The sequence below is a fragment of the Caballeronia sp. LjRoot31 genome (genome assembly GCF_964253885.1).
Classification (GTDB): Bacteria; Pseudomonadota; Gammaproteobacteria; order Burkholderiales; family Burkholderiaceae; genus Caballeronia.
Map to the genome: position 1 here is coordinate 90,089 of NZ_CAXURX020000003.1, position 26,636 is coordinate 116,724.

Consider the following 26,636-nt stretch of genomic DNA (forward strand, 5'->3'; position numbering starts at 1 on the left):
CGCGACACCCGCGAACATTGCCCAAAGCTCACGCCACTTTTCCCCCATCAGCAAGCCTCCCACCCACCTGCTAACATGCGGGTCGCTGAGACGCAAACGCGAGCGCGTCAAGCCTCTCTTACCTATTCCGACCCGCCATGTCTCTGCTTAACCTGCTCGTCCCATGGGAACCTTCTTTCGGGCTCGTGGCAGTTTTCGTTATCACAGCCTTTCTGTATGCGCGAGGGTCGCGCCACGTTCGTATCAGCATTGCCCGGCGAATAGCGTTTTGGGTGGGTCTTGCGCTCTTCTACATAGCCCTTCACACGCGGCTCGACTACTACGCCGAGCACGAGTTCTTTGTACATCGGCTCCAGCATCTGGTACTGCACCATCTTGCCCCGCTCATCCTGATGTCGTCTTATCCAGGCAGCACACTCCGGGCCGGCCTGCCGTTGCGTTGGCGCAGCGCGCTGCGGCGTTGGCAATACCGCAGGCCAGCGCGTGTACTCGCTGCCGTTGTGCTGAATCCGGCCTTCATCTCGGCGGCGTTCGTCATCTCGGTTGTCTTCTGGCTGATTCCATCCGTGCAGTTCGTCGCCATGCTGGACTGGCGCATCTACACGTTCATGAACTGGTCGGTCGCAGTGAGCGGGCTGCTGTATTGGTGGATGCTGCTCGATCATCGACCGCATCCGCCGAGTCGTACCCGGCCCGGCTTGCGAGTGCTGTCGCCGGTCATCACCATGACCCCTCAGATTCTGGTCGGCGCGATCATTACATTCTCGGCGCACGACCTCTATCCGGTCTTTACGCTTTGCGGCCGTGCGTTCACGTCGGTTCCGGCGACGCTCGACCAGAGTCTCGGCGGACTCATCATGTGGGTGCCGGCCGGAGTGCTTGAGGCGATCGGCGCCATGATGGCCTTGCGCCATCTGATGCGTCTGTCCGAACTCCCCGCCCGTGTGCCACCCAAACCGAGGCCTGCGAAACGGCGAGCGAAGCCTGCCCTGGGGAATTGACGGTATGGTGAGATCTGCCCAAGCATTCGGTTAGAAATCCGCGGCGGTATCGGCAGGCAAAACTATGCGGTCAACGCACGTTATTTTGGCTCTCGCATAACAACAGGTAATATCAACATTAGCAGTGCGGACGCAAGTTGCCATGCGAGCAACTCATGCGGGTCCCCGAAGAAAACTGGAAGCGCGAGAAATGAAAGGATACCGTCGCCTGATTCCTTCGCTAAACGCATTGGTCGACTTTGAAGCCGTTGCGCGGCTCAAGAGTTTCACGCTCGCAGCCGACGAACTCGGTGTCACTCAGGCCGCCGTCAGCCGGCAGATCCGCTTTCTGGAAGACGCCATGAAGCTGCAGTTGTTTCATCGGCTGCATCGCTCGATCGCGCTCACGAAAGAAGGCGAAGCCCTCTTTTTCGTCACATCGGAATCGCTCCAGAAGATCGCGGGCACCTTCGACAGTCTCAGCAGCAACACACGCGAGCAGGAGTTCGCCATCCTGGCGACCGCCGCGTTTTCACAATTCCGCATCTTGCCCAGGCTGCCGCTGCTCAAGCGCTCGCAGCCGCAACTCAAGCTACGCCTGACCACGCAGATGTTCACCGCGGACCTGCGTCATAACGAAGTGGATATTGCTATCCGCTATGGTTCGGGCAACTGGCGCGACGGTCACTCAACGCTGCTCTTCAATGAGGAGGTGGTGCCTGTCTGCTCGCCATCATGGCTCGAAGCACATGGCGAATTTCAGTCGCCGCATGACCTGAGCGATGCCCCGCTCATTGCCTACGACTCCACGTCGGAGGGCTGGATGGGCTGGGAAGACTGGTTCGACGCAGTGGGCATCAAGCGCAGCCGGCTGAATTATGTCCTGCGTTGCAGCCTGTACACCGATGCCATTCATGCCGCGTTGCAGGGCCAGGGCATCGTGCTCGGCTGGCGGCGGATGCTGGGCGACATGCTGACGTCGGGACGCCTGGTGCCGCTCGGCGACGCGTGCGTGAAAATGACCGACGCGTATTACGCCGTCGTGCCGCACGGACACGCCGTCACGCCCGCGGTGGATGCCGTCATCGAATGGCTTCGTGAGGAACCGGCGGCGTGAATCGAGGGTGTTTCGGCTCCTCACCGCTGCCATTACTTATTGTTATGCGAGCGAGCAAATAAAGCGCATTGACGCTTCGAATTGGCCTGTCGATACTCCGTTCATCACGCAACTCATGTCGCGCCTGACAACGTAGGGAATCTGATAGGGACCAGCGGATGTCGAGCACCAATGGCACTATGCACGGCACTACGCACGGCGCTTTGTTTCGCAGTCGGGCTTCAGGTCACGGCATGCCCGGCGCCCTGTTCGGGCGGCAGGACGTGTTTGAGAACGACGTCGATATCTTCTTCCACAAGCACTGGATCATGGCGGGTGTCACTGCCGACGTACGCGAGCCTGGCGATGTCTCGGCGGTCGATATTGGCCGCGCCTCGATCATCATCGTTCGCGACGATGACAACGTCGTTCGAGCGTATCGGAACGTGTGCCGTCATCGCGGCGCGCGCCTGCGCGAGCAAGGCAAGGGTTCCGTGGGAATGCTCGTCTGCCCCTACCATCAGTGGACGTACAGCCTCGACGGCGATCTTAAACACGCAGCGCACATGGGACAGGATTTCGATCCGACCTGCCGCAGCCTGATGCCCGTCCCCCTACGCGTAATAGGCGGGTTGATCTTTGTGTGCCTGAACGACGAAGCGCCCGCGGACATTGCGGCGCTTGACGAGACCATGGCGCCACGCCTGGAACCGTTCGATCTGGCCCGCACAAAAATTGCCTACGAAACGGACATCATTGAAAACGGCAACTGGAAGCTGGCAATTGAAAACAATCGCGAGTGTTACCACTGCAGCGCAACGCATCCCGAGCTCACCGTATCGTTCCTGGCCGAAGATTTCGGCTTCTGCCCCGACGGCTTAAGTGAGGAATCGGAGCGCGCGCTCGTTGAATATCGGGCGCGTAACGCGGCTTCGCTGGCGAGCTGGCACAAGGAGGGACTGCTCAGCGAAGCCGTAGAACGACTGGATGACGTAGCCACGCTGTTCCGAACCCAGCGCCTGGTCATAGCCGGCAACGGCGAATCGCAAACGATGAATACAAAGGTGGCCAGCACCCGGCTGCTCGGCGACAACACGCGCCGCGATCTCGGCGATACCCATTTGTGGACGCACAACTCGTGGTCCCATGTCATGAGCGACCACGCGGTCATTTCGTACCTCATCCCGCTTGCACCGGATCGGACACTGGTCAGAACCAAGTGGCTCGTTCACGAGGATGCGATCGAGGGCGTTGACTACGCGCTGTCCGATCTGATCGAGGTATGGCAGGCAACCAATGCTCAGGACGCCCGCCTTGTTGCGATCAATCACCAGGGCACGCAAGACCCCGGCTACCGGCCCGGACCTTTCTCGCCTTTCACCGAGTCGTATCTCGAACGATTTTCACGCTGGTACGCGACGCGGCTGGAAGCGCACGGCATCTGACGCCATGACTCGCGTCACGCCTGTGATCTGGCGCGGTCACCGGATATTGATTTGCCTAGCGTTTAATTCATACAGGAATACTATTCAAATACAAATTTTCGCGGTCGTCGACGAACTCGCGAACACTTCTATTCGACTAGCCGGCAAGCTTGGCGACCTTCATTCGCCCAGGTATAGAAATGACTGTTCGTCTTCGATACTGTTTCTAACAAACTCACCATTGGTCGCGTGGCACCCGCATTCGTAGATGATCTAAATCGCTCAACAACACCAAGCGGCAACGTAGCTTAAACGCCGACCAATCCCATTACATCAATCAATCGGCTAGCACAATAATGACGACCCGGCGGTTTTGCTCGCGGCCCTCCGCCGTACGGTTGTCAGCAACAGGATTGCGCTTGCCTAAACCCTGTTGTCGGATGTGACTCGGCGCGATGCCTGCATCCACCAATATACGGGTCACTGCAGCCGCGCGCCTCATTGAAAGAGCGTCGTTGTAGGTCAAGCTGCCAACCGAGTCGGTATAACCCAGTACTCTTAGATCGACGAGACCAACTGCGTTGAGCGAACGCCCGATTTCCAGAACAACCTGGCGGCTCTCGGGCGTAAGTTGGTCCTCGTCTGTGTCGAACAGAAGCTTGTCCGATAATCCCAGTATCCACCCGTCTTCGGTCTTGACAAACCCGTCCCGCTCCAGGACCGCCACCCGCATACCCGCCAGGTCCTGTGGCGCGCTCGCAGGGATTGTCTTGCAGCCGCTCAGCGCTGCGGCACACAGCAGCACCACGGCCAGCAGGCGCGTTCTGCGCGAAAACAGCGATAACGTTTTAAGCATTTCCCCTACTCATTAAAATGAACCATGCGACCTCGAAGACCGGCGGCGTTGTAACGCCACTCCTTGTTGCGTCGAGCCTTGGCCAGGTACATTGCTATGTCGGCCGCGCGGATCAAACCGATACCATCCAGCGCATCATCGGGATAGACCGCCATGCCCACGCTCACCGAAGACATGATCGTCGTGCCGTCATCGAATACGATAGGCTCCCGCATCGCCACGGCGATGTTCCAGGCGACGCGACTGGCATCCTCCGCGTCCCGCAGGGGCGAAAGCAGCGCGGCGAATTCGTCGCCACCCAGCCGCGCGACGAGGTCCCCCGCGCGAAGCTGCTCACGAACGCGCGCCGCCACGGCGACGAGCACCTTGTCGCCCGCTGCATGACCCATGGTGTCGTTCACCTCCTTGAATCGATCAGCATCAAGGAAAAGCACAGCAAACCTTTGCTTGTCCCGTGTCGCGCGCTCCACCTCGTGCGCGAGGCGACGCTCGAAAAGCGTCCGGTTAGGAAGACCCGTCAGACTGTCATGGGTGGCCTGATGTGCAAGCGACTTATTTTCGAGCTGCATGCCCGCCTCCCACTTCTCAAGCTGTTCGAGCAGAGCATTAAAATCGCTTGCGAGATCGTTCAACTCCGTAATGTGCGCAGGCGGCACTCGCTGCCCGAACGAGCGGGCGCTACGCACCTGATGCGTCACGCGAGCAAGCTCGCCAAGTGGAATAGTGATGCGATTGAAAATTCGTCTCGAAAGATATAGCGTGCTCGCCACGCTCAGGGCCATGCCTGCAGCAATCCACAAGAAGCCCGTCAGGATAAATGCGAGCAGTCCGTTTGGGCTGCCGTGAAGGCGGATTTCACCGACCGGTACGCCTTCGTTAAGGATCGGCACGGCAACCGCACTGCGCCATGGAAGCCTGTCGACGAGCCCCCAGATCTTCTCGTGCGAGTCGTTACGCGTGCGCTGCCACGTGGCCAGGCGGCCGCCATGGATATCGAAGACGGAAACCGACTCCACCTCATCACTCGATGCAATACGGGCAATTGAATCGAGTGCCGCACGCGGATCGTTGAAGACAACGGCGGCCTCCGCGCTATAAGCAATTGATCGGGCGAGCAGTTGCAGGTTATGGTTCTCGAGCGCCTGCAGCCTGATCATTCCCACTATCATCAGTGAGCCGCCTGTGAGGCTTACCGCGATGAGCGCACACACGAGATGCACGCGCCGTAAGGTACGCGCGAGCGTCAGCGGCGGTGACGTGGTCCGGATGCCAGGAGGTTTCATCTCCTGTCCTCCCTACGCGCAAGCAGCAGCACGTCTGGGTCTATTCGCAGGCTACTACGGGCGATTCCATCGAGGTTCGCGGCAAACGAAACCGCACCGCTCACGCGCGTCAGGCAAAAGAGACTGCCCTGTGCACACGCTTCGTCATCGCCTCCTACGCTGAGTACCGGGAGCCCTGCCAGCCGGCGGAAAAGTTGTTGTGCGGCTGCGCCGGTCACTTCGATATACAGCACGTCGCAGTCGGTCTCAAGGCGCGTGTCTGCGATCGCGTAGCGCCGTGTTACCACCGGCCGGCCCGTGTTTTCCGCAGTGAACTGGCTTAAGCTGCCGGCGTAGAGCGCGGGAGTCACGACGCAAAGCCGCCTGACGGAATAACTGGCCGGCCAGCGCGTAAAGCTGACGATTCCTTTAATAATGCGCGCCACCTGATCTGCACGCGCCTGCCCATCGGCAATCTCCGGAGGCGCTGCCGTTTGCCCGTGCGCCACGCATGACGTCAGCCCGCTCACTAAAACCACCGAGCAAAATGCCATATATGACAGCGTCCGAGCAGCGAGGCGTCGCAATGCGTGCAATCCACCGGAGACAGGTAGGTTATCGGTGTACGTATGTGGCTCAATCATAAATCCGGGAGGCTCAGCTAACACTTGTCTCTGCTATAGGCTTACGGGGCCAGGATCGTCAATGCGCTCAGGACTTCTTAAGACCGTTTCCTGTTTTTTCCGAGCCTGCCCAAGAGGGAGAACATCCATGGATTGGCGTGAGCGAAAGGAAGATGCGTCAGGTTAAAGCACCTTGATAACCTCGGCCATATCAGCTAAGCCAGTCTTATTGGTGATTCTTTCACGCCTTCCCCGCCTCATGCTAATCCTGTTTAGGTTGGCGGTTTGTCAACCTTTGTTAGACGCAGCCCACCGTCCACACAATCGCCGTCCTTGAGGCAGTGTTCAGGACAAGTCGGAGGGTGATCGCCGGCGTCATCAATCGACCTATAGTCAACGCACAGCCGATAAAGCCTACTGTTAAATACGGTTAAATTATCGAGAAATCGAACACGCTCGCCAGTGCATGATTAGAATGAAGAAAATTGAATTTTCTTAGCAACAATGGCAAATCCATCTTTCTCTGGAAAGAGAAGTCAGGGTTCCACATTATCCACCTGGAGTCACTAACTAGGTCTTGCGAGACAACCACGGGAACCCCGGAGCAAGCGTTCGACACTACGCATCGTAGGACGCCAGGCTTATCCGGCCCGTGCTGGAACATGTGTGCACGTATTCATTCGGGTTGCATATGATTGATAGTTCCGACGATATCCGCCTGGCACCGCCCGCCTCACCCGTCCTTGTTCTTTTGATTGATGATCAAGCCTGTGTTGGCGAAGTCATCAGACGTGCCCTCTCGTCCGAAGCCGATATCGAGGTTCACGTCTGCACGGATCCGCGAAGAGCCTTGAACATGGCGATGCAGTTGCAACCATCCGTCATCTTGCAGGATCTCGTGATGCCGGGTATCGACGGACTGGACCTCGTGCGGGTCTGGCGCACGACTCCGGCTACGTCAAAGGTTCCGGTCATCGTGTTGTCCACGGAGGAAGAATCAACGGTGAAGCACGCCGCCTTTCTGGCGGGTGCTAACGATTACCTTGTAAAGCTACCCGACGCAATTGAATTGATTGCACGTATTCGCTATCACTCGAGCGCCTACCAGGCAATGCGTCACCGGGACGAGGCACTCGACTTTCTCTCGCATGACATGCGCTTGCCGCAAGTATCAATTCTAGCGTTGGTCGACAACCATCGCGATGAATTTGGTCACGCGTCGGTCGTCTTCGAAAGGATCGAAATGCATGCGCGGCGTACGCTCGCGCTGGCGGACGGGTTCATCCGCCTGACACTTGCCCAGTCAGAAACGAAAGCGCTGGAAATGACGGATCTGAGCGAGATCGTGGTCGACGCAGTCGATCAGTTGTGGGAAAAGGCACGTCGATTTGGGAGCCGGATTGTCATGGATGTTCCTGCCACGCAGTGTCTTTACCTGGCGGATCGCATGATGCTGACGCGCGCCATCAGCAACCTGATCGATAACGCGCTGAAGTATGGCCCTGCGCGCTCCGAGGTCCGTTGCCGTCTTGTGTCCGATGCTAACGAATGGGTAATCAGCGTTGAGGACGCAGGCACCGGAATTTCTTCATCCGGGACTCAACAAGCCGTGGAACCGTTCGTGAGAATCCAGCCAGGCGCGAACTCCGCCGACGACGGCTTCGGACTCGGCCTTGCGTTTGTGAAGATGACCGCGCTCAAGCACCGCGGCGATCTTTCGATGCAGCACGCTCCCGTGGGGTTCGTGGTTGCGATCAAGCTTCCCGGGCAGTGACGGAGATCAGCTATCTACCATTCGAACCCATGATTGAAGCAACCAATAAAACAAGGCTCGGCGCAATCGGCGGTCGTCGCCCTGCGCGCGTGGTGCAACTTGACCCTGCGCCACATCGGCTGCGCCGGTTCCGTTCACACGCGCTTCATCAAGGCGTTCGCATCTGGCGCAATGCGAACGCCTGTGGTGACCTGTGGATCGAGTTGCTGAACAGCTACGGATTCGATCCGTGTGCGGCGCTCAGCTTTACGGTAATGCAAGATTTTGAAGGCGACCAGTTCACGCTCTTCAAGTTTCCGCATGCGGACCTGGATAACCTCTACGGCCTGCAAGTGCAGGAACTGGCGATCTACGACTCGCTTGAAGAGCGGCTATCTGGGCAAACACAGCGTGATAACACCGTCATTATGGAAGTGGATGGCTTCTATCTACCCGACATGAAGGGGACGTGGTACCGGTCCGGCCACGTCAAGACAACCATAGGAATTGACTACATCAATACACGGACACGACAACTAGGCTATTTTCATAACGCCGGTTATTTCTTTTTGTATGGTAAGGACTACGACGGGGTACTTCATCGGTTACCCGAGTTTTACAAACAGTCCAATCTGCTATTACCCTACGTTGAATTTTCCAAGCGGATACGACCGGCGCTTGAAGGAACTGCCCTTGCAGAAGCATCCGCCGACCTGTTGATTGTGCATCTGGCCCGGCGCCCGGCAAGCAATCCCATAGATCGTTGGCGCAGCGCGTTTCCCGGGCACATGGATACGATCCTGGAACGTGGAAACCCTTACCTCCAACTCTACGCATTCAATCTGATGCAGCAACTAGGTGCGAATTTTCAGTACCTGGCGAAATATCTGGACTGGATGCGCACACAAGGATTCGATATCCCCACAGCCATTTCAGCCGCGGCGCAAAAGATCGCTAGCGAAGCGATGATGATGAAGTTCCGTGTGGCCAGAGCGAACCTGGACAAGCGGACGGACCTGTGCGACGACTGCTTCGACGTATTGGCGGCATCTTATGACCAGACCATCGGTTCCCTCGATGCGCTCATAGGTTAGGCGCGCGCTGTAGCTATAAACAGCGGGAACAAACACCGCTCAGGATTGTTCCTCTGATACCCTCTCGAATCGATACCCGTAGCCGTAAATCGGGACGATCCGATACCCATTCTGGGGCCGCAGTTGAAGCTTCGAACGAATATGGGAGATGTGCGTATCCATCGTCCGCGAGGGCACCTCGACATCCCGCCGCCACACCGTTTCGCGTATGTGCGTACGCGACAGGGGTCTGGCGAGGTTCCGGAATAGCAGCAAGGCGAGTTCGAATTCCTTGTGCGTCAGGCTGACGGGAATTCCGCCTACTGAGACGTGTTGCGTAGCGCAATCGAAATCGTAGACGCCGAAGATTTGGTGAGCCTCTGCTGAGACGAGCGGATAGACGCGCCTCAGGATGGTCTCCACGCGGGCCAGCAGCATGCAACGCGACACCGGCTTGACGATGTAATCGTCGGCGCCCGCATTGAGCATGGCGACCATATCTGCCTCAAAGCTTCTGTTGGTCACGAACAGGACGGCGAGATTGGGTTTTAACTTCTCCCTGATCCATTTCAGGACCAGGTCGCCGGACATGCTCGGCATGTTCCAGTCGAGCACCAGCAAGTCGTAAGTCTGCCGCCTCAACTCGTAGATAAACACTCTTGCATCGGTGAAGATATGACAGGTGTGGCCAGTCGCCGTAAGGGTTTGAGTCACAAAATCGTTGTGCTCAAGGTCATCATCTAACACGCAGATTCGCATTGCCTCGGGTCCTTGATAATCGCGTTGATCTTTTGCCGGTCCTCATGGGCAAACAGTGCCGGTTCATGCCTGCAATCAAACTGCCGAGAGTGGTACTCGCTGTTTTCATGTCATCGCATTCGCGCAAGCCAGCGAGAGATGAAACAGCGCAAGGTGGTTGTCGATATCGATTAAAGCGAGCCGTTTTGAGGTGCTAAAACTTGCCCCTTGCATCTTGGCGTTAGCGGACGTGCCCAGCGCTGGCGAGAGAGCCCTGATTTCCGCGAATTGCCGCGTTCATTCGCCTGATCAAATGCTGCATCGATGACGGTATCAAGCATATCCAAAAAAGCCGCGATGAAATGTCAATCAATGCAAGGTGGCGTTAGCGCCGAGATTCCAGATTTCCAGGCGGGTGCTGAAGACGCGTGAGCAAGCGCTTCGTCAATTTTCGGCACAAGCTAATCGCGCGTCAGAAGATCAATCCCGCTATAACCGCCGCAAGCGAGATCTGGATTCAAGCAAACACCGGACATATTAAGTTCTTAGTTAAATCACAAAGGAGCGCGCGCAGCTCGCCCTTATCCCAAAGCGTCCAAGCCTCAACATGCCGTCCAGCGACATGCGCCGACTCACGCTAAAATGTCCAACTAACGCGATGCAGCACGCACCTGCCTGCGCTCAAGGTCGCTTGAGTCGACACCGGGATCACAGGAGACATTCGTTCAATGAACGGCGCAGACTTACCAGGCATGCTTCCCGCGATGCTGCCGCGACTATGGGCGTTCGCGCTTCGCATTTCAGGCGATCGGCACGACGCCGAGGATCTCGTCCAGAGAGCTTGCGTCCGGGCGCTTGAACGAGCGCATCAATTGCAGCCCGACACATCCCCGCTAAGCTGGATGTTTTCAATCGTCCATTCCACCTGGATCAACGAGCTGCGAGCGCGCAGCGTACGCAAGCGCTCCAGCATGGATTGGGACGACGACTTTCTCGAAAACGTCGCCGACCCCGTCGACAAAGGTCCGGAAACCCAGCTCATGCACGGCCAGATCATCAGCGCCGTTGAACGGCTGCCCGAAACGCAGCGTGTGGTCATGCTGCTGGTCGCGGTGGAAGGCTTGAGCTATCAGGAAGCGGCCGATGTTCTGGAGGTACCCATCGGCACTATCATGAGCCGGTTGTCGCGGGCACGTCAGGCGGTTGGCGCGTTGTTAGGCACGCCTGATTCGAAAGCCCGGGCCTCGGTCGCACGCAAGGACTCCATCGCATGAAAGCCGACGACCTCATGCTAATGGCGTACGTAGACGGCGAACTGGCTCCCGAAGAGAGCCGGGAAGTCGAGGCGCTCATCCGCGCTTCTGCTGAAGCCGCGGAGCTGGTAGCGCTGCTGCAAGCATCGCGTCTTGACTACAAGCAGGCGTTCGCTACGCAAAAATTGCCGCCGGTGCCGGACTCGCTGACCCGGAAGATCGAAGCGATGGCCCTTGCACACAGCGCTAAAAGCGCGGCTGCAGGCGCAAACGATCCTTCAGTTCCAGCGCCCTCCGTTGCCCCCGCCGCCGCACCGGTTCGCTCGCGTTTGCGCGCGGTTCCCACGTGGCTCGCGGCGGCGTGCGTCGCCGCCGCGTTTTGCGGTGGACTCTTTTTGCGGCCCGGAACGTTTGCTCTTCTCAGCCGAGGCTTGCCGAGTTCCGGCAGCGCCGCCATGGCAAGCTCCGGCCTCTCGCCTTGGGTAACCGCGGCGGTTGGCTATCAGCAGCTTTATACGCGCGACACGCTGGCTTACGCCGACGAGAATCCGGCAGCGACATCAAAAATAGTCGATGACATTCGCCATGACGACAAACTCGCGCTGCGCATTCCCGACCTAAGCAGCGCGGGCCTGACTTTCAAGTCCGTGCGCCGCTTGCAATTCAACAACAAGCCGCTCGTGCAAATCGTTTATCTGCCTGAGAAAGGACCGCCCGTCGCGCTATGCGTCATGAAAGACGTGAAGTCGGATCAAGCGGTTTCAGCACAGGTGGTCGACACCATGCACGTGGTCACATGGCGGCAAGCGGAACTTAGCTATGCGTTGATCGGCAAGACCGAAGGCGTCGATCTGGACGCACTCGGCAAGCGTATTTCGAACCGCGAGGTGGAGCAGCTATTTAGCAAGGCGACTTCAGCGCTGTTCCCGCTAGCCGGGTAAGCAATGGCCAGCCTAAGGCTTATAAGCTGGTGAACGCCTGACGCCTTGAGCCGTGCAGGCCGGTTGGCGCTTGGCGGAATGCTTAGTCTGTCGAACCACGTCCGGTTGCACGAAACACACAGCCCGCCGATCATCGGCGAAACGCAGATACACTTATAACAGGCCTGTTTAGCGGAAACCGACCACTTACCGAATCGGCGCACGAGAAAAAGCGCGAATTTGATCATCAGCGAAAGTAACTGCTCAGTCTTATGAAATCGGACGATATCCTGCTAATGGCCTACGTGGACGGCGAACTCCCGCCGCACCAACGCGAGGAAGTCGAGCGCGAACTGCGCACGTCTCCCGACGCGGCGGAGCGTGTCGCGTTGTTGCACGCCTCGCGGCTACCGTACCGTGATGCGTTCGCCGCGCAAAAGTTGCCGCCCGTGCCGGCTAGTCTTAGCGCAAAGATCGAAGAGATGGCGCGTGTGGCTAAAGCGCAAACTGCCCGGCCCGTCGCCAGTCCCGACGTTAGCGTCAACGATCCCGTCGTTCCCCATACTCCAGGCAGTGCGTCCTCGTCACCCATCCGCTCGCGGCTACGCGTTGCGCCGGCGTGGCTAGGCGTCGCCTTCCTGGCCGGCGCATTTGCCTGCGGACTGGTGCTTCGGCTAGGTCCCGGCATGGGTCCGGCATCGAATGCCGGCGCTTCGCTTGCGTCGGTCGGCATGAGCGTATCGCCTTGGGTGATGGCGGCGGCCGGCTATCAGCAGCTCTATTCCCGCGAGACGCTGGCGAACGTCGTTCCCGACACCGACCTGTCGATCAAGACCGTCAAGGAAATTCGCCAGGACGATGGCCTCGCGCTGCGCATTCCGGACCTGAGCGCATCCGGCCTCACATTCAAGCGCGTACAGCGTCTGCGGTTCAACAACAAACCGCTCGTGCAAATTGTCTATCTTCCAGAGAAAGGCGCGCCCGTTGCGCTGTGCGTGATGAAGGAGGCCAAGCCAGATGCCGCGGTGGCCGATCAGCGGGTCGACTCCATGACCGTTGTCACATGGCGGCAGGCCGGGTTGGGCTATGCGTTGATCGGTCAGCCGGAAAGTGTCGAGTTGACGGTGCTTGGCAAGCAGATATCGGCTGGCAGAACCGCTCCGTTGTTCAGCCGGGAAACCTCGTTGCCGGTAGCTGCCGCCCTGGCGTCGGTTAACGTGGCGCCAAGCGTGGAATAAATTGATTGTCTGGCTGTTCTGTTGATCGGACCCGTCTTTTACCGGCGCATCCGGCACTTAGCGTCACGTATGAGGTCATCTAAACGTAAAGCGTTCGCTGCACCGCATTGCAGCGGTGAACAGCGAACCAGGCATCAAGGTGTGTAGCCTCGCCTCTCCCGCTATCAGGCCCCCGCGCGCACGCGCTCAACCTCCGTGCTCTTCACATCATCGCGCTGCTTGAACAGTGTGAAGTCGAAATCGATCAGCACAAACTGACCCTCCACGCCATACGGTTTGCCTTGCGCCCCTTCCGCCCTCTTAAGCTCGGGTACAAGACCATCGCGCGTGGCAAACGCGAAGTCGTCCCATAGATACGGATCACCATCAATATTGATCTGCGTCGTCAGCTTGCGATAACCCGGCGCTGAGATAAAGAAGTGAATATGCGCCGGACGATGACCATGGCGACCCAACTGATCGAGTAATTGCTGGGTCTTGCCCGCGGGCGGCACGCTGTAGCCGACCGGCACGACACTCGTAAAGCTATAGTTACCCGCGCTATCGGTACGAATCGTTCGACGCAGATTGAATGCCGGTTGCGACGCGTCGAAATATGAATAGTTACCCAGATGATTCGCGTGCCATACCTCAACCAGCGCATCCTTCAGTGGTGCGCCATCTTCGCCAATCACGCGACCGCGCATCACGAGCGTTTCGCCCGGATCGGTGCCGTCATCCAGACGCGCATGCCCGACCGACTCCGGCGCGCCGGCTACATACAACGGGCCTTCGATCGTGCGCGGCGTGCCGCCTTCTATACCGGCCTTCGCTTCCGCCTCGTCCATCCTCAAGTCGAGGAAATGCTCGAAGCCCAGGCCCGCAGCAAGCAGTCCGAGCTCTCCGCTCTTGCCCGCTTCGCCAAGATAGTTGAGCGCGGTCCAGAACTCGTCGGGCTGCACATCGAGATCTTCAATCGTATAAAACAGGTCTCGCATAACGCGATTCACGATCGCCTTCGTGCGCGCATTGCCTTCGCTGGTTGCGCTGTCGTTAATGGTCTTGAGCAGCACGTCGATAGCTTGATGGTTCATTTTTGTCTCCGTGTTTTATGTGATGTCGGTGTTCGTTGATGCGGACTACTGCAGGATCATTAAGGTCAACGCCGCAACCGTTCGATACGTTCCCAATCGAGGGTGATGCCCAGACCGGGACCTTGCGGAAGATGCAGCGAAAAGTCTTCATAACGCAGGGGCTCAGTGAGAATTTCCTCAGTCAGCAAGAGCGGGCCGAACAACTCCGTCCCCCACTTCAACGTGCTGAACGTGCTGAATAGTTGCGCCGATGCAATCGTGCCGATCGCCCCCTCCAGCATCGTGCCGCCATACAAATCAATATGCGCCGCAAGCGCTATCGCTGCGACGCTGGCCGCGCCCAGCAGTCCACCGGACTGGGCAATCTTGACGGCGAAGACATCGGCACAACGGCTGCTCGCCAGTGCGAATGCATCGGTGGGGCCATGCAGCGCTTCGTCAGCCATGATTGGCACGCGAGCCAGGCCGGTAAGCCGTTTGAGGCCGGCGTAGTTCGTGGCGGCGATGGGTTGCTCGACCAGATCGACGCCGGCATCGGCGAAGCGCGGCAACGCCCAGATAGCGTCCGACTCGCTCCATGCCTGGTTCACATCCACGCGAACGTCGCCACGCTCACCGAGCGCTTTCTTGATCGCCACGACGTGCGCTACATCGTCGGCCACCGCTCCCGAACCAATCTTCAGCTTGAACACGCGATGCCGCCGCAGGTCGAGCATCTGCTCGGCTTCATCGATATCACGCCGTGTATCGCCGCTGGCAAGCGTCCATGCGACTTCAACCGAGTCCGTCACCCGGCCGCCGAACAACTCCGACAGCGGCACGCCGATCCGTTGAGCCTGGGCGTCGAAGAGCGCCGTTTCCACCGCGCATTTCGCAAACCGATTGCCCTGAAACAGCTTGCGCAGCTTCGCCATGGCCGCACCGGGCCGCGTTGCATCCAGGCCTTTGAGCAAGGGTGCGAAGTAGGTGTCGATATTGACCTTGATGCTCTCGGGACTCTCTTCGCCATACGCGAGACCGCCGATGGTCGTGCCCTCGCCCACGCCGCTTATACCGTCCGAGCAGCGAATCCGGACCAGCACCAGGGTCTGGCAGTTCATGGTCGCGACCGACAGCCGGTGGGGCCGGATAGTCGGGACATCAACCAGCAGCGTTTCCACGCTTTCTATTCTTACCGCTGTTGCCATTGTGTGTCTCCTCCCGAAGCACACATGGTAGAAACAAACGAACCGGGAAGTCCAACACCGCTTCCGACTACTTTCATACCCTGAAGGTATGAAACCCGTATTCTTCCAAGTGACAAGTGATAAAGCCGTCACAAGGAACCGAACGTGCCTCCCGGTTCCAGCGCAGTCATGGGCAGATGCGCCTAGTCGCCAGTCGTGTCGTCCACCGCCTTCCTCACCGTATCCAGCAACCTCTGCCCGTCGAAGGGTTTCGTGAAAAAGAGGTGGGTATCCTCTTTGAGCTCCACTGCGAAATCCTCGACCCTGTAGCGTCCCGTGATGAAAATCACAGGCATCGTGGGTCGGAGTTCACGCACGCGTCTGCGCAACTCGACACCGCTCAGACCCGGCATGTCGATATCGGAAATAAGACAATCCGGGGCAAGCGATTCAAAGTCGCGCATGAAGTCTTCTGCCGAGGTAAACAGGCGAACCACGAACCCCGAAGAAGCCAACAGGCTTTCGAGAGACTCGAGTACCCGGTAGTCGTCGTCGACAACCGATACGACACGCCGCCTCAGCTCATCCATGTTTAATGTCCCGCTCGCGTTTGTCGAACGTGCGTTGCCGGGCACCCCTCGTGCCGAGACCGTGTATCACGATATACCGAGCCGCCCAGCAATCTTGACGAGTTCAGCAAGCGAACCCGCCGCCATCTTGCGCATGACCTGACCTCGATGCATCTGAAGGGTGACTTCGCTGATTCCCAACTGTGAAGCCGCCTGCTTGTTCAACAAGCCGCTCACCACCAGTTGCAGCACTTCCCGCTCGCGCGGAGTGAGCGTAGCGAAACGCCCACGCACATCGCCCATTTCCGCGCGGTGACGGCGAGCGTTCCTATCTTGTTCGAATGCCGTCTCGACCGCTTGCATCAAACTGCTTTGACTGAACGGTTTGGCGAGGAAATCGACCGCCCCAGCCTTGATCGCACGAACGGATGACGGAATGTCTCCGAAACCGGTAATGAATATAACCGGAGGATGGTCGCCCTCGATCAGCCTGGCATGCAGGTCCAGCCCGTTGGCGCCCGGAAGCTGTACGTCGAGAATGAGGCATGCCGGAATGTCCGCGCGGTCGTACTCGAAATATTCCACGGCGGACGGAAAGGCAATCGATGCGATATTGAGCGACAACAGCAAATCGGACAACGCTTCGCGAATGCGACGATCGTCATCGACCACATAAACAATTTGATCGGGCTGGCTCATTTACCCATGCACCTCAAGGGGAATGAAGAACTCCAGTGCGGTGCCATGAGGCTGACGGCTCGACGCCCATAGCTGGCCGCCATGTGCCTCGACAATCGACCTGCAGATCGAAAGCCCCATCCCCATTCCGCTCTCCTTGGTCGAAAAAAAAGGTTCGAATATTCTCTCCACGTCTTCGACGCCGCGCCCTCCATCACTGACCTGCACACACGCGCGCTCGTCCGGGCCGGACCACGTCCGAACGGCGATCTGCCGCTGCGACAGGCCCACGCCCTCCATCGATTCGATTGCATTGTTGATCAGGTTGATGATGATCTGCTGGATTTGCGGTCCATCGGCCCACACGTGCGGCAGAGGATAAAGTAACTCCGACACGACTGTGATCGATTTGCGAGCCAGGTCGTCCTCAAACAGCCGGAGCACCTCGGAAACGAGCACATTGAGATCAAGCGCGGCCTTCGATGGCGCGGTCTGCCTGAACAGCGCGCGTATTCTGCTCACCACGTCCGCCGCCGAGTTGCCGTCTCTGACCACCCGCTCCGCAGCCTGGCGCGCTCGCTCGAGATTCGGCGGGTCGCTTGATAACCAGCTCTGGCACGCATGACCGTTCGTAACGATCGCCGCCAGCGGCTGGTTCACCTCATGGGCAATCGAGGCAGAAAGTTCGGCCACCGTAGCAATTTTCGTCGCGCGAGAAATGCGTGATTGCGCCGTCCTCAAGGCTTCCTCTGCTTTGCGCCGGTCATCGACATCAACGAACAGGCCGTACCACCTTGCAACGTCGCCACGCTCATCGTGGAGAGGCTGGACACGCACCTCGAACCAGCGATATTCCCCGTCGTAGCGGCGCAACCGGTAGGTGGCCTCCATTGGGGCGCCCGCCTCTACGCATCGCCGCCATTCCCCGGCATCTTTCTCCATATCGTCCGGATGAAGGATGGGCCATCCGCGGTCGTAGAGTTGCTGGAAACTCCGGCCTACAAAATCCAGCAGGCGCTTGTTGGCGTATTCCAGTTGACCTTTCCCGTCGTTGACCGTCACCATTCCGGGGATGGTTTCCACCATCAGGCGAAGTTCGCGCTCGTTCGCCTCCAGGGCGGCCTCCACGCGCTTACGTGTATCGATATCCCACGCTAGCCCATAGCATCGAACGACCGTACCCCGTCCGTCGTGAAGCGCGTCGGTGCGAGCCTGGTACCAGCGATAGGTGCCGTCATCGCCAAGGAGACGGAACTCATATTCACACGGCTCACCTGTTTGCATCATTTCTTCAAGCGCGTGGCGCTTGAGCGCCACGTCATCCGGATGGACCATGCTATTCCAGTCAAACGGCGCTTCGGCGCCTAGAGCGTCCAGATAGGGGCCTTGCTGATTCAGATAATCGAGTTCTCCACCGGCGCGCTCACTCCACACGAAGCCGGGGAGCATTTGAAGTATCAAGCTCAATTTTTCATTGCTGGCCACCAGCGCCTCGCGAGCCGCATTCTGCCGGCTGAGGTCCCGGACGAAGATCGTTCCTGATCTGCGTCGCCCTTCATGGGCCGGAGTAAAGCCAAACTCGACGAGAAAACGCGTGCCGTCACGCCGAACCGCGGACACCTGCAACGCGGCAGACGGCTCCAGATGCGCCTTGGGAATAATTGACCAGACAGGTTCGCCCAGCAACTCGGCACGACTAAAGTCAAACAGGCGTTCTATTGCCGAGTTGGCTTCGGTTATCCGTCCGAGCGTGTCGACCGACAGGATGCCGATCGGAGCGCCGTCCAGTAGATGTCGCAGACGCTCGTCGGGCTTTGTGCGCCGCAAAATGACGTGCAAGCACAAGCCGGCGACGCCCGAAACGAGCAAGCCGAATACAAAGGCTGCGCAAGACATGAAGCCCGGTGACAGATGAGGAAATGGCATCGCAAAGATCGAAGGAGCCCGGTTGCAAGCTATGGCGGCAGCGTGTCGAACACCGCTTCCTGCCATCATCGTTTAGCCATGCAGGTGAGTCGAGCATTGTGGCCTTGGTGTTTTTACTGACATAGAAACATGTGATAGCGAGGGGTACGCAGGGTGGCTATTATCGGCATGAACCCGTCAGGAGACGCCCGGCAAAGCCTCAGCGATGCACGCGGGACAATTGCACCGCAACAAACAGGCATGCCGGTTATCGGGATCATAAAGAGGCGCTTGCGCGAACTGCGAGGCGACCCAATTCACCGTGAGACAAAGGAAGAATATGTCGGTAGATCGTCGTCACTTCTTGAAAGCCGTCGGCAGCTCGCTCGCCGTTCCCCTCGCTGCAAGTCTTCCTGCCGCGGTCCGCGCGCAGGCGCCGGTGGAGATTGTCATCTGGCAGTGGATTCCCAAGTTTTCGGATCAAGTCGATCTGTTCAACAAATCACAAAGCCGCATTCGCGTGGTGACCGCACCGGTCACCAATAGTGCGGACCAGTCCCTGAAGCTGCGCAACGCACTCGCCGCCCATAGCGGCGGCCCTGACATTGCGATGCTCGAATATGCCCATTTGCCAGCCCTGAATACAGTCAACGCTTTCCTCGATATCACACAGGACGTCGCCGATGTTCGTGGGCAATTCGTGCCCAGCGCGATCTCGCAGTGCACCGTGAACGGCAAGACGCTCGGGTTGCCGCTCGACGTAGCGCCGATGATCCAGATGTACCGCGCGGACATTCTGGGTGACTGGGGAATCAACGCGCCAACCACCTGGGACGAATTCGCCGCGGCCGCGGAAAAGGTACGGACAAAATCGAGCAACCAGTATCTGACCAACATGTTCCTTACGAGCGCGGGATGGACCACGGGCATGATCTGGCAACGCGGCGCCCGGGGCTTCGAGATCGATGGCGACAAGATCTCGATCAACCTGAATGGCGCACCTTCCAAGTCGTTCTCGGACTACTGGCAACGCTTGATCGATGCCAAGCTCGTGAGCACCGAACCGGATTCGACGGCCGATTTTTTTCAGGCGCTCGATACCGGCCGCTATTTGCAGGTCATGGCCGGCTGCTGGTTCCCTAACTACGCCCGCACCAATGCAAACAAGAGCTTTGGCAAATGGCGCGTCGCCAAGATGCCTCACCTCTCGGCACAGAACACCCTGAGTACTGCTTTCGGCGGATCGATGTTTGGCGTGTTTTCAGGAACGAAGCATCCGAAGGAGTCGCTCGAAGTCATCAGGTACATGATGTCCAACCGAGCACCCACCGAACTCTATGTCCGCGAACAATTTCTCACACCATCCACTCGCAAACTGATCAGCGACCCAGGCATCCGCGAGATCGAGCAGCCCATGTGCGGCAATCAAAAGGTCAATGAAGTGAACTTCGCGGCCATCGGCGAGATGACCGTGCCTTACAGGTTTTCTCCATTCGAAGACTATGTCCAGCAGGTGATGAACGACGAATTGCCACAGGCCGCGAAAGGCGCGCGCACCCTGTCGAAAGCGTTCGACCGGATTCAGGACCGGGTTGTAGCGTATGCGAAGGATCAGGGTTTCACCGTTCGAGCTTAGCGGGCGAAACACGCGATTCCGCCTTGCCTGACATCACGCGGAATCGGCTCTTCGGATGACATCTCGCCAGGCTGGAACTGCATCACTTCAAGACCCGGCAGATCTCGGTAGCCAGATGCAAGGAGCGGTCATTGATGAACACAGGTGTTCAAAAGCATATGGCACACGAAGCGCCGGCGCGTCGCCACCTTATAAAGGCACGCTTCGATAAGCTGAGGCTTGCCCCTTACCTGTTCGCACTTCCATTCTTGTTGTTCTTTCTTTGCTTCATTATTTTTCCCGCACTCTACGCGGGGTACCTGAGTCTCTTCAAGACGGGCATCGTCGGCGGTCAACATTTCGTCGGCCTGGAAAATTACGTCCGCGCGCTGAACGATTCACGTTTCTGGGAGGGGGTGCTCAACGTCTTGCACTTCGGCGTCTGGATGGTACCGATCCTGATAGGGGCTGCACTGCTGTCTGCGCTGATCCTCGACAGCGATATGGTTCATGGAGCGTCTATCTTTCGAGTGGGCATTTTCATTCCCTACGCTATTCCGGGCGTCATAGCGACCCTGGTTTGGGGATACCTCTATGGGCCCAATTACGGATTGATCACGCAGCTATGCCAGATGGTCGGTATTCGGCCACCTGACCTCCTCAGCAGCGGCAACATCGTGACGTCCATAGCCAATATCTCGGTGTGGCAATACCTTGGCTACAACTTCATCATCTTTCACGCGGCACTTCAGGCTGTTCCAGAGGACCTGATGGAGGCCGCCGCGCTCGACGGAGCGAACCGGTGGACCGCCGCCCTATACATCAAATTACCGCTCATCCGTGACGCCGTCATCACGGCACTTCTGTTTTCGATCATCGGCACCGTGCAACTGTTCAACGAGCCGTTCCTGTTGCAGCCCGAGGCGCGCGATGTCATCACCAGCAATTTCACGCCGAACATTTTCTCGTACTCCCTGGCGTTCCGTAGTCAACAGTACAACTACGCAGGTGCCGTCTCCTTTCTGATTGCGCTCATAACCGGTCTTTTGTCTTACCTGTTCCTCTGGCTGAGCAGCCGCAAAAAAGGAAAATCGCAATGACAATGGCTGGCTACCAAACGGCAAGCTTCTACCGCTACCGGCGCCTGAACACGCTACTGATGTGCGGCGTGCTGGTGTATTCGATTTTTCCGATCGTCTATCTCCTGATTGCCTCGACGAAAAACGCTCGCGAGTTGTACACGACCTTCGGCCTCTCGTTCGGCGAATTTCACCTGCTGCAGAACTTGCGAGACCTGGCCGCGTACGACGGCGGCATCTATTTTCGATGGCTGGGCAACACGCTCCTTTATTCAACCGTGTGCGCGTCTGGCGCTACCTTACTTTGCGCCATGGCGGCTTATGCCTTTGCCAAGTTCAAGTTTCGCGGCCGTGATGCACTTTACAACCTGATCCTCGGCGCTCTGATGGTGCCGCAGACGGTGCTCGCGATCCCAATCTTTCTGATGCTGGCGAAGGTGGGCATGGTCGATACGCCCTGGGCGGTCATCCTTCCGATGATGCTGTACGTCCCCGGGGTTTTCCTGATGCGCGTCTACATCGAGCAAAGCGTGCCGACCGAGTTGCTTGAGGCCGCGCGTATTGACGGCGCGAGCGAATTCGTGATTTTTTCGAAGATTGCCCTTCGGCTCATGGCGCCCGGCCTGATTACCGTCTTCCTGTTGTCGTTCGTACAGACCTGGAACAACTACTTCCTGCCGCTCGTCGTGCTGAACTCGACACAGTACCTGCCGATCACGGTCGGGCTTTCGAACTGGTACTCCATCGCACACAACGCCAGTGGCGGCGAGACGCTCTTTACCATCATCCTGACCGGCGCGACGATCAGCGTCCTGCCAACCATCCTTGTCTTCGTCTTCATGCAGCGGTATTGGCAGCGGGGACTAACCGCGGGCGCCGTGAAATGACCGCCGTGTATCGACCTATATCGCTTCTCAATCACCGAAACAGGACATTGCAACACCATGACGCCATCCACCTACAAGCTTTCGTTTCAGCTGTATTCCACTCGAAACTTTCCACCGCAAGACGATGTGCTTGAAGGACTTGCCGCCATGGGCTATGACGCGGTCGAACCCTGGCTGCCAGACTTCGCCACCGACGCCAAAGGGTTCCGCAAGCGCATCGACAATGCAGGGCTCGAGTGCCTTGGTTTTCATATGCCGTTGAAGGGCCTTATCGAAGAGCCGATGAGGTATATCGACATCGCGCACACCTTGGGGGATTCACCGCTGATGATCCCGCCTTACGTCGTGCCGGAAGAGCGCCCCTTCGACGCGGACGGATGGCGCCGAATCGGCGAGCAGCTCGCAAAAGGCGCCGAACTGGCGCAGGCCAACAACCTCCGCGTTGCCTGGCACAACCACGACTTCGAATATCGGCCCCTCGACGATGGTTCCCGGCCGATCGATTTGATGCTCGAAGCGGCCGGAGAGAATGTCGGTTTTGAAATCGATTTTGCTTGGGTGACACGTGCATGGGCCAATCCTTACGCAGAGCTAAAGAAATATGCTCCCCGGATTCTCGCGATTCAATTGAAAGACACCGCTCCTCCGGGTACGTCCAGCGAGGGAGGCTGGACGCCCCCCGGCGACGGAATTGTGGACTGGGATGCACTCTGGCCCCTGTTCGCCACCACGCCCGCCGATCATCTCGTCGTCGAGCACGACAACCCGGCTGACTGGCGCCGCGTCGCGCAGCGCGCGCACGATTTTGTCGTCTCGAAAGGTGCGAAACGCAATGACTAACGGGCGCACGAAAATCGGCATCATCGGCTGCGGGGACGTGCTCGACATGTATATGTCGTCATCTCTCGCGTTTCCAACAATCGAGGTTGCAGCGCTCGTGGACAACGATCCCGTCAACCTCAAAGCCCGCTCCGATCAGTTCGGAATCCCAGGCATGAACCTGGACACCCTACTGAGCAGAGACGACGTCGAGTTCCTGGTCAACCTGACACCACCCGCGGCGCACGCCGAAATATCTGAACGGGCCTTCGCAGCGGGAAAACATGTCTATAGCGAAAAGCCGCTCGGCGTTACGCTCGAAGAAGCAAAGCGTATCGTCGATTCCGCGCGAAAGTACGGCTGCAAGCTGGCAGGCGCGCCAGACACACTGCTAGGCGCCGCGCACCGGAAGTGCCGGCAACTCTTGGGCGATGGGGCCATCGGCGAGATCGTTTCTGCATCCGCCGTCTTCATGACGCACGGCATGGAGCACTGGCATCCCGCGCCGAAAAACTATTTCCAGCCGGGCGGCGGCCCCGTCTTCGATATTGGCCCCTACTACATCGCTGCGCTCGTCTGCATGCTCGGCCCATTACGATCAGTCAGTGCAATCTCGTCCACCGGCTTCGCAGAACGTACCGTCACGGCGCACGGGCGGAATCATGGCCAGGTGATACAGGTCGGGACCCCGACGACTTACCATGCGCTGCTCGAATTTAGCTCCGGCGTAACGGCGAGTCTCTCGATGAGCTGGGATGTGTGGCACCACGGTCGCGGCGCGCCCATCGAGATCTACGGCACGGAAGGAACGCTCGTGGTTCCCGATCCGAATATGTTCGGCGGCACAGCTATTGTTCGCGACAGGAACGGACACGAGACTCCGTTTGATTCATCACAGTCTCTACTAGGCGCGCCTCACTGGAAAGTGAAAGACAAGTACAAGCTGGACCGCGAGATCGTGCTCACAAACTATCGGATGGCCGGGGCAGCGGACCTGATAGACGCCGTGCGCACGGATCGTGAGCCCTTCACGTCGCCCACGCTGGTTCTGCATGTGCTGGATGCCATGGAGAGCATCCTGGTCTCCGCCCGGGAACGACATCCGGTGACGCTCTCGACGGCAGACGTGTCCCTCCCGCGGATGCCCTCGGAAGAGGACATCGCCCGGATCGTCGGAAATTAGCGTTCGCAGGCGCGTGGCTGCCACGCACTTGTAATCATCGAAAACCCGATGCAATTCTTTTCGCGCGATGACAGTCATCGCGCCCTTCACCGCGCCTTTCACCGTTGAGGCAAGCATGAGCGCCTACCTGTTTCGCAATGTCATCGTCTGGGACGGCATCCGGGATGTCCCGTTCGACGGCGAAGTGCTCGTCGAAGGAAATCGAATCGCCGCGGTTGCCGAGGGGCAAGGAAAGATCGAGCCCGCGCGTGCCGCGCATGTCGTCGACGGCGGCGGTCGATTCATGATGCCGGGCATGATCGACGGTCACTGTCATCTGAGTTTTGTGGGTCCTGCACGCAATCAGGATCTCGGTGAGATACCCCCGGAAGAGCACCTGCTCGGTACATGCAGAAACGCGACGCTGCTTCTCGAACACGGCTTTACCTCGTGTTTTTCGGCCGCGTCCGCGAAGTTGCGGCTCGACGTGGTCGTCCGGCAGGAAATTGCCGATGGTTTTCTCGCGGGGCCCCGATATCGGGCAGCCGGACCGGAAATTACCGTCACGGGCGGCCTGGGTGACGAGCGCAAGCAACATATCCACGCCGAGAGCTTCGGTCTCGTTGCAGATGGCGAAGACGAGATTCGCAAGGCCGTGCGACTGTGCTGTCGCGAGGGTGTCGACAACATCAAATTTTGCGTTTCGGGTGATGAGTTTGTCAGTCATGCCCGCGCGGAAGTGGTTTCAATGACGGAGGCAGAACTTCGCGCCGGTGTCGAGGTTGCGCATGACTGGGGGAAGTTGGTTGCGTGCCACAGTCGCGCGGCCGAATCGGTTAAACGGGCGGTGCGGGCAGGCGTCGATTGCATTTACCACTGTGACTTCGCGGACGAGGAAGCCCTCGACATGCTCGAGAGTGTGAAAGACCGGGTGTTCGTCGGGCCGGCCGTCGGCCTGCTGCACAACGCGCTGTATGAGGGGGAGCGCGTCGGACTATCACGGGAAACCGCGCAACGGATGCAGTTGCCACGCAAGATGGAGCACACAGTCGCGACTTACAAGGAAATGCGCCGACGTGGTATTCGCGTCGTGATCGGTGGTGACTACGGGTTCACCTTGACCCCGATGGGCCAGAATGCGCGAGATATCGGCCACCTGATCAACCTTTTCGGCTATACCCCCGCCGAGGCGCTAAGAAGCGCGACTGCGGTGGGTGGCGAGTTGATGGGCTACGGTGGTGAACTCGGCGTTCTGCGGGCGGGGGCATTGGCTGACATCCTGCTGGTCGATGGAAACCCCTTGCACGATCCGACGGTACTCGTCGGGACCGAGCGTCTGTCGATGATCATGAAGGACGGGATCGTGCATGCGTCGTCGCGTCCCTCGTCGAGCGCCCTTCTCTTCTCCGTGCCTGACCGGTGATAGTCGAAGCCTCTCCAGACCCGCTGAACATCCGCGCACATGTCGCCGGCTTCGACGCGTTCCTGGAAGACTACCGTGTCGCCAGCGAGCTGACCCGGCGAACGCGGCGGTCCCTGATCGACGTTTCTTACGGCACGGCCGATAGCGAGCGCATGGATCTCTTTTTCCCGTCCGGCCTGGGCCCTCATCCTATTCATATGTTCGTACACGGGGGCTATTGGCGCGCATTCTCACGCAAAGACTATTCGTTTGTCGCCGACAGCATTTTGGACGCAGGCGCCATTGCGGCAATCGTCGACTACTCGCACCTTCCGATGAACCGCATGGGCCGGCTGGTTGGGCAGGTGCGCGATGCCGCGCGCTGGCTTGTCACTCATGCCGAGCGTCTCGGCGGCTCGCCCGGCCGGCTCAGCGCAAGCGGACACTCGGCGGGCGCACATCTGGCAAGTTATCTCGTCTCCCACGGCCCGCTAGATGACGTCAAATGGCCGGTGCAAATACAGTCGCTATTGCTCGTTTCAGGTCTATACGATCTGCGCTGCGTCGCCAGCAGTTTTCTCCAGCCTGAACTCCGCCTGACGAAAGATGAGCTCTTTGGCTGGTCTCCCCTCAATGCCAGTTTCGAACCTGCCAAAATGCCCCTGCTGGTCGTTGGCGAGCATGAGACAGCACCCTTTCACGATCAGGCCCGCCAACTCGATCCGGATCGGTATCTGTCTATCCGCGACGAAAATCACATGTCGATCGTGCGTACGCTGGGAACCCCCGGAACGCCCATGGCCGACCTGCTGACCGCCTGCATTCAGGGCTGCGAGACGGGCGGCTGATACTTCGATTCATTGAACGTGTGCCTGGCACCGAGATAACGGACTTGTAGAGGTTTGCACGTTCCATAATCCACCCACCGAGAAATATTGTTCGATGGAAACGACATGTGTTTTCGCTGCCGGGGAGTTTTTCTGTGGCCGCTGTTTGAGTATCCTTGCGCTCGACAAATGCTATCTCCAGGGCCGCGTAACGCGTGGCCTAAGCGTCGGCGGTGCC

The 26,636-nt window shown here is 58.5% G+C and carries 24 protein-coding genes; 15 read left to right on the plus strand and 9 right to left on the minus strand.

Annotated elements, in window-relative coordinates; all coding sequences use genetic code 11:
- The first annotated feature begins 137 nt into the window (after positions 1-137).
- From ACSQ8V_RS29170 to ACSQ8V_RS29180, 3 genes are all read left to right on the plus strand, one after another.
- A complete protein-coding gene (locus ACSQ8V_RS29170; RefSeq protein WP_436185258.1) occupies positions 138-1,001 on the plus strand; it encodes a cytochrome c oxidase assembly protein in 864 nt (287 codons plus the stop codon).
- A 190-nt stretch (positions 1,002-1,191) separates the two neighbouring features.
- Complete coding sequence (locus tag ACSQ8V_RS29175) at positions 1,192-2,097, plus strand: LysR substrate-binding domain-containing protein (RefSeq protein WP_436185259.1); 906 nt, start codon at positions 1,192-1,194, stop codon at positions 2,095-2,097.
- Between the two features lie 158 nt (positions 2,098-2,255).
- The gene (locus tag ACSQ8V_RS29180; RefSeq protein ID WP_436208087.1) at positions 2,256-3,521 is read left to right on the plus strand and encodes an aromatic ring-hydroxylating oxygenase subunit alpha; all 1,266 of its coding nucleotides are present in this window, start codon (positions 2,256-2,258) and stop codon (positions 3,519-3,521) included.
- 316 nt (positions 3,522-3,837) lie between these two features.
- Here ACSQ8V_RS29180 and ACSQ8V_RS29185 read toward each other — a convergent pair whose 3' ends face one another.
- From ACSQ8V_RS29185 to ACSQ8V_RS29195, 3 genes are read right to left on the minus strand one after another with little or no spacing between them, the layout of a single operon-like run.
- On the minus strand, positions 3,838-4,356 hold the full coding sequence (locus ACSQ8V_RS29185) for an OmpA family protein (RefSeq protein WP_436208088.1): 519 nt from the start codon (positions 4,354-4,356) through the stop codon (positions 3,838-3,840).
- A 5-nt stretch (positions 4,357-4,361) separates the two neighbouring features.
- Positions 4,362-5,639 (minus strand): diguanylate cyclase, encoded by a 1,278-nt coding sequence (locus ACSQ8V_RS29190; RefSeq protein WP_436208089.1) that lies wholly within the window; start codon positions 5,637-5,639, stop codon positions 4,362-4,364.
- Entirely contained in the window at positions 5,636-6,148 is a 513-nt protein-coding gene (locus tag ACSQ8V_RS29195) for a YfiR family protein (RefSeq protein WP_436208090.1), read from the minus strand. Before ACSQ8V_RS29195 ends, ACSQ8V_RS29190 begins: the two co-directional genes overlap by 4 nt.
- Before the next feature lie 784 nt (positions 6,149-6,932).
- Here ACSQ8V_RS29195 and ACSQ8V_RS29200 point away from each other — a divergent pair.
- Positions 6,933-8,015, plus strand: a complete 1,083-nt coding sequence (locus ACSQ8V_RS29200) for a hybrid sensor histidine kinase/response regulator (protein ID WP_436208091.1) — start codon at positions 6,933-6,935, stop codon at positions 8,013-8,015.
- A 29-nt stretch (positions 8,016-8,044) separates the two neighbouring features.
- Positions 8,045-9,088 carry a DUF1839 family protein gene (locus tag ACSQ8V_RS29205; RefSeq protein ID WP_436208092.1) on the plus strand — a complete coding sequence of 348 codons (1,044 nt, stop codon included), beginning with the start codon at positions 8,045-8,047 and terminating at the stop codon, positions 9,086-9,088.
- 39 nt (positions 9,089-9,127) lie between these two features.
- Here the strand turns inward: ACSQ8V_RS29205 and ACSQ8V_RS29210 are convergent, their stop codons facing one another.
- The gene (locus ACSQ8V_RS29210) at positions 9,128-9,826 is read right to left on the minus strand and encodes a response regulator transcription factor (protein WP_436208093.1); all 699 of its coding nucleotides are present in this window, start codon (positions 9,824-9,826) and stop codon (positions 9,128-9,130) included.
- A 707-nt stretch (positions 9,827-10,533) separates the two neighbouring features.
- Between ACSQ8V_RS29210 and ACSQ8V_RS29215 the strand changes: the two genes are divergently transcribed.
- From ACSQ8V_RS29215 to ACSQ8V_RS29225, 3 genes are all read left to right on the plus strand, one after another.
- The gene (locus ACSQ8V_RS29215) at positions 10,534-11,079 is read left to right on the plus strand and encodes an RNA polymerase sigma factor (protein WP_436208094.1); all 546 of its coding nucleotides are present in this window, start codon (positions 10,534-10,536) and stop codon (positions 11,077-11,079) included.
- The gene (locus ACSQ8V_RS29220) at positions 11,076-11,999 is read left to right on the plus strand and encodes an anti-sigma factor family protein (RefSeq protein ID WP_436208095.1); all 924 of its coding nucleotides are present in this window, start codon (positions 11,076-11,078) and stop codon (positions 11,997-11,999) included. Before ACSQ8V_RS29215 ends, ACSQ8V_RS29220 begins: the two co-directional genes overlap by 4 nt.
- Positions 12,000-12,250: 251 nt before the next feature.
- Positions 12,251-13,216: an anti-sigma factor family protein gene (locus tag ACSQ8V_RS29225; RefSeq protein ID WP_436208096.1), complete on the plus strand. Its 966-nt coding sequence runs from the start codon at positions 12,251-12,253 to the stop codon at positions 13,214-13,216.
- A gap of 164 nt (positions 13,217-13,380) precedes the next feature.
- On the opposite strand, the gene catA is transcribed toward ACSQ8V_RS29225, so the two are convergent.
- The 5 genes from catA to ACSQ8V_RS29250 all read right to left on the minus strand — a co-directional run bounded on the left by catA (position 13,381) and on the right by ACSQ8V_RS29250 (position 18,628).
- Complete coding sequence (gene catA, locus ACSQ8V_RS29230) at positions 13,381-14,289, minus strand: catechol 1,2-dioxygenase (protein WP_436208097.1); 909 nt, start codon at positions 14,287-14,289, stop codon at positions 13,381-13,383.
- 65 nt (positions 14,290-14,354) lie between these two features.
- On the minus strand, positions 14,355-15,476 hold the full coding sequence (locus tag ACSQ8V_RS29235) for a muconate/chloromuconate family cycloisomerase (RefSeq protein WP_436208098.1): 1,122 nt from the start codon (positions 15,474-15,476) through the stop codon (positions 14,355-14,357).
- A gap of 182 nt (positions 15,477-15,658) precedes the next feature.
- Positions 15,659-16,045 carry a response regulator transcription factor gene (locus tag ACSQ8V_RS29240; RefSeq protein ID WP_436208099.1) on the minus strand — a complete coding sequence of 129 codons (387 nt, stop codon included), beginning with the start codon at positions 16,043-16,045 and terminating at the stop codon, positions 15,659-15,661.
- Positions 16,046-16,111: 66 nt separating this feature from the next.
- Positions 16,112-16,723 carry a response regulator transcription factor gene (locus ACSQ8V_RS29245; protein ID WP_436185270.1) on the minus strand — a complete coding sequence of 204 codons (612 nt, stop codon included), beginning with the start codon at positions 16,721-16,723 and terminating at the stop codon, positions 16,112-16,114.
- Entirely contained in the window at positions 16,724-18,628 is a 1,905-nt protein-coding gene (locus ACSQ8V_RS29250) for a PAS domain S-box protein (RefSeq protein ID WP_436208100.1), read from the minus strand. It lies immediately after the preceding gene.
- Between the two features lie 319 nt (positions 18,629-18,947).
- Here ACSQ8V_RS29250 and ACSQ8V_RS29255 point away from each other — a divergent pair, with 319 nt between their 5' ends.
- The 7 genes from ACSQ8V_RS29255 (at position 18,948) to ACSQ8V_RS29285 (ending at position 26,419) form a co-directional block, all read left to right on the plus strand.
- Complete coding sequence (locus ACSQ8V_RS29255; RefSeq protein ID WP_436185272.1) at positions 18,948-20,243, plus strand: ABC transporter substrate-binding protein; 1,296 nt, start codon at positions 18,948-18,950, stop codon at positions 20,241-20,243.
- A gap of 134 nt (positions 20,244-20,377) precedes the next feature.
- The gene (locus tag ACSQ8V_RS29260; protein ID WP_436185273.1) at positions 20,378-21,322 is read left to right on the plus strand and encodes a carbohydrate ABC transporter permease; all 945 of its coding nucleotides are present in this window, start codon (positions 20,378-20,380) and stop codon (positions 21,320-21,322) included.
- Positions 21,319-22,188: a carbohydrate ABC transporter permease gene (locus tag ACSQ8V_RS29265; RefSeq protein WP_436208101.1), complete on the plus strand. Its 870-nt coding sequence runs from the start codon at positions 21,319-21,321 to the stop codon at positions 22,186-22,188. The genes ACSQ8V_RS29260 and ACSQ8V_RS29265 overlap by 4 nt, the downstream gene beginning before the upstream one ends.
- A 57-nt stretch (positions 22,189-22,245) precedes the next feature.
- The gene (locus ACSQ8V_RS29270) at positions 22,246-23,028 is read left to right on the plus strand and encodes a sugar phosphate isomerase/epimerase family protein (protein WP_436208102.1); all 783 of its coding nucleotides are present in this window, start codon (positions 22,246-22,248) and stop codon (positions 23,026-23,028) included.
- Positions 23,021-24,190 (plus strand): Gfo/Idh/MocA family protein, encoded by a 1,170-nt coding sequence (locus tag ACSQ8V_RS29275; RefSeq protein WP_436208103.1) that lies wholly within the window; start codon positions 23,021-23,023, stop codon positions 24,188-24,190. The genes ACSQ8V_RS29270 and ACSQ8V_RS29275 overlap by 8 nt, the downstream gene beginning before the upstream one ends.
- 115 nt (positions 24,191-24,305) lie before the next feature.
- Positions 24,306-25,592, plus strand: a complete 1,287-nt coding sequence (locus ACSQ8V_RS29280; protein ID WP_436208104.1) for an amidohydrolase family protein — start codon at positions 24,306-24,308, stop codon at positions 25,590-25,592.
- Positions 25,589-26,419 (plus strand): alpha/beta hydrolase, encoded by an 831-nt coding sequence (locus tag ACSQ8V_RS29285; RefSeq protein WP_436208105.1) that lies wholly within the window; start codon positions 25,589-25,591, stop codon positions 26,417-26,419. The genes ACSQ8V_RS29280 and ACSQ8V_RS29285 overlap by 4 nt, the downstream gene beginning before the upstream one ends.
- The last annotated feature ends 217 nt before the right edge of the window (positions 26,420-26,636 follow it).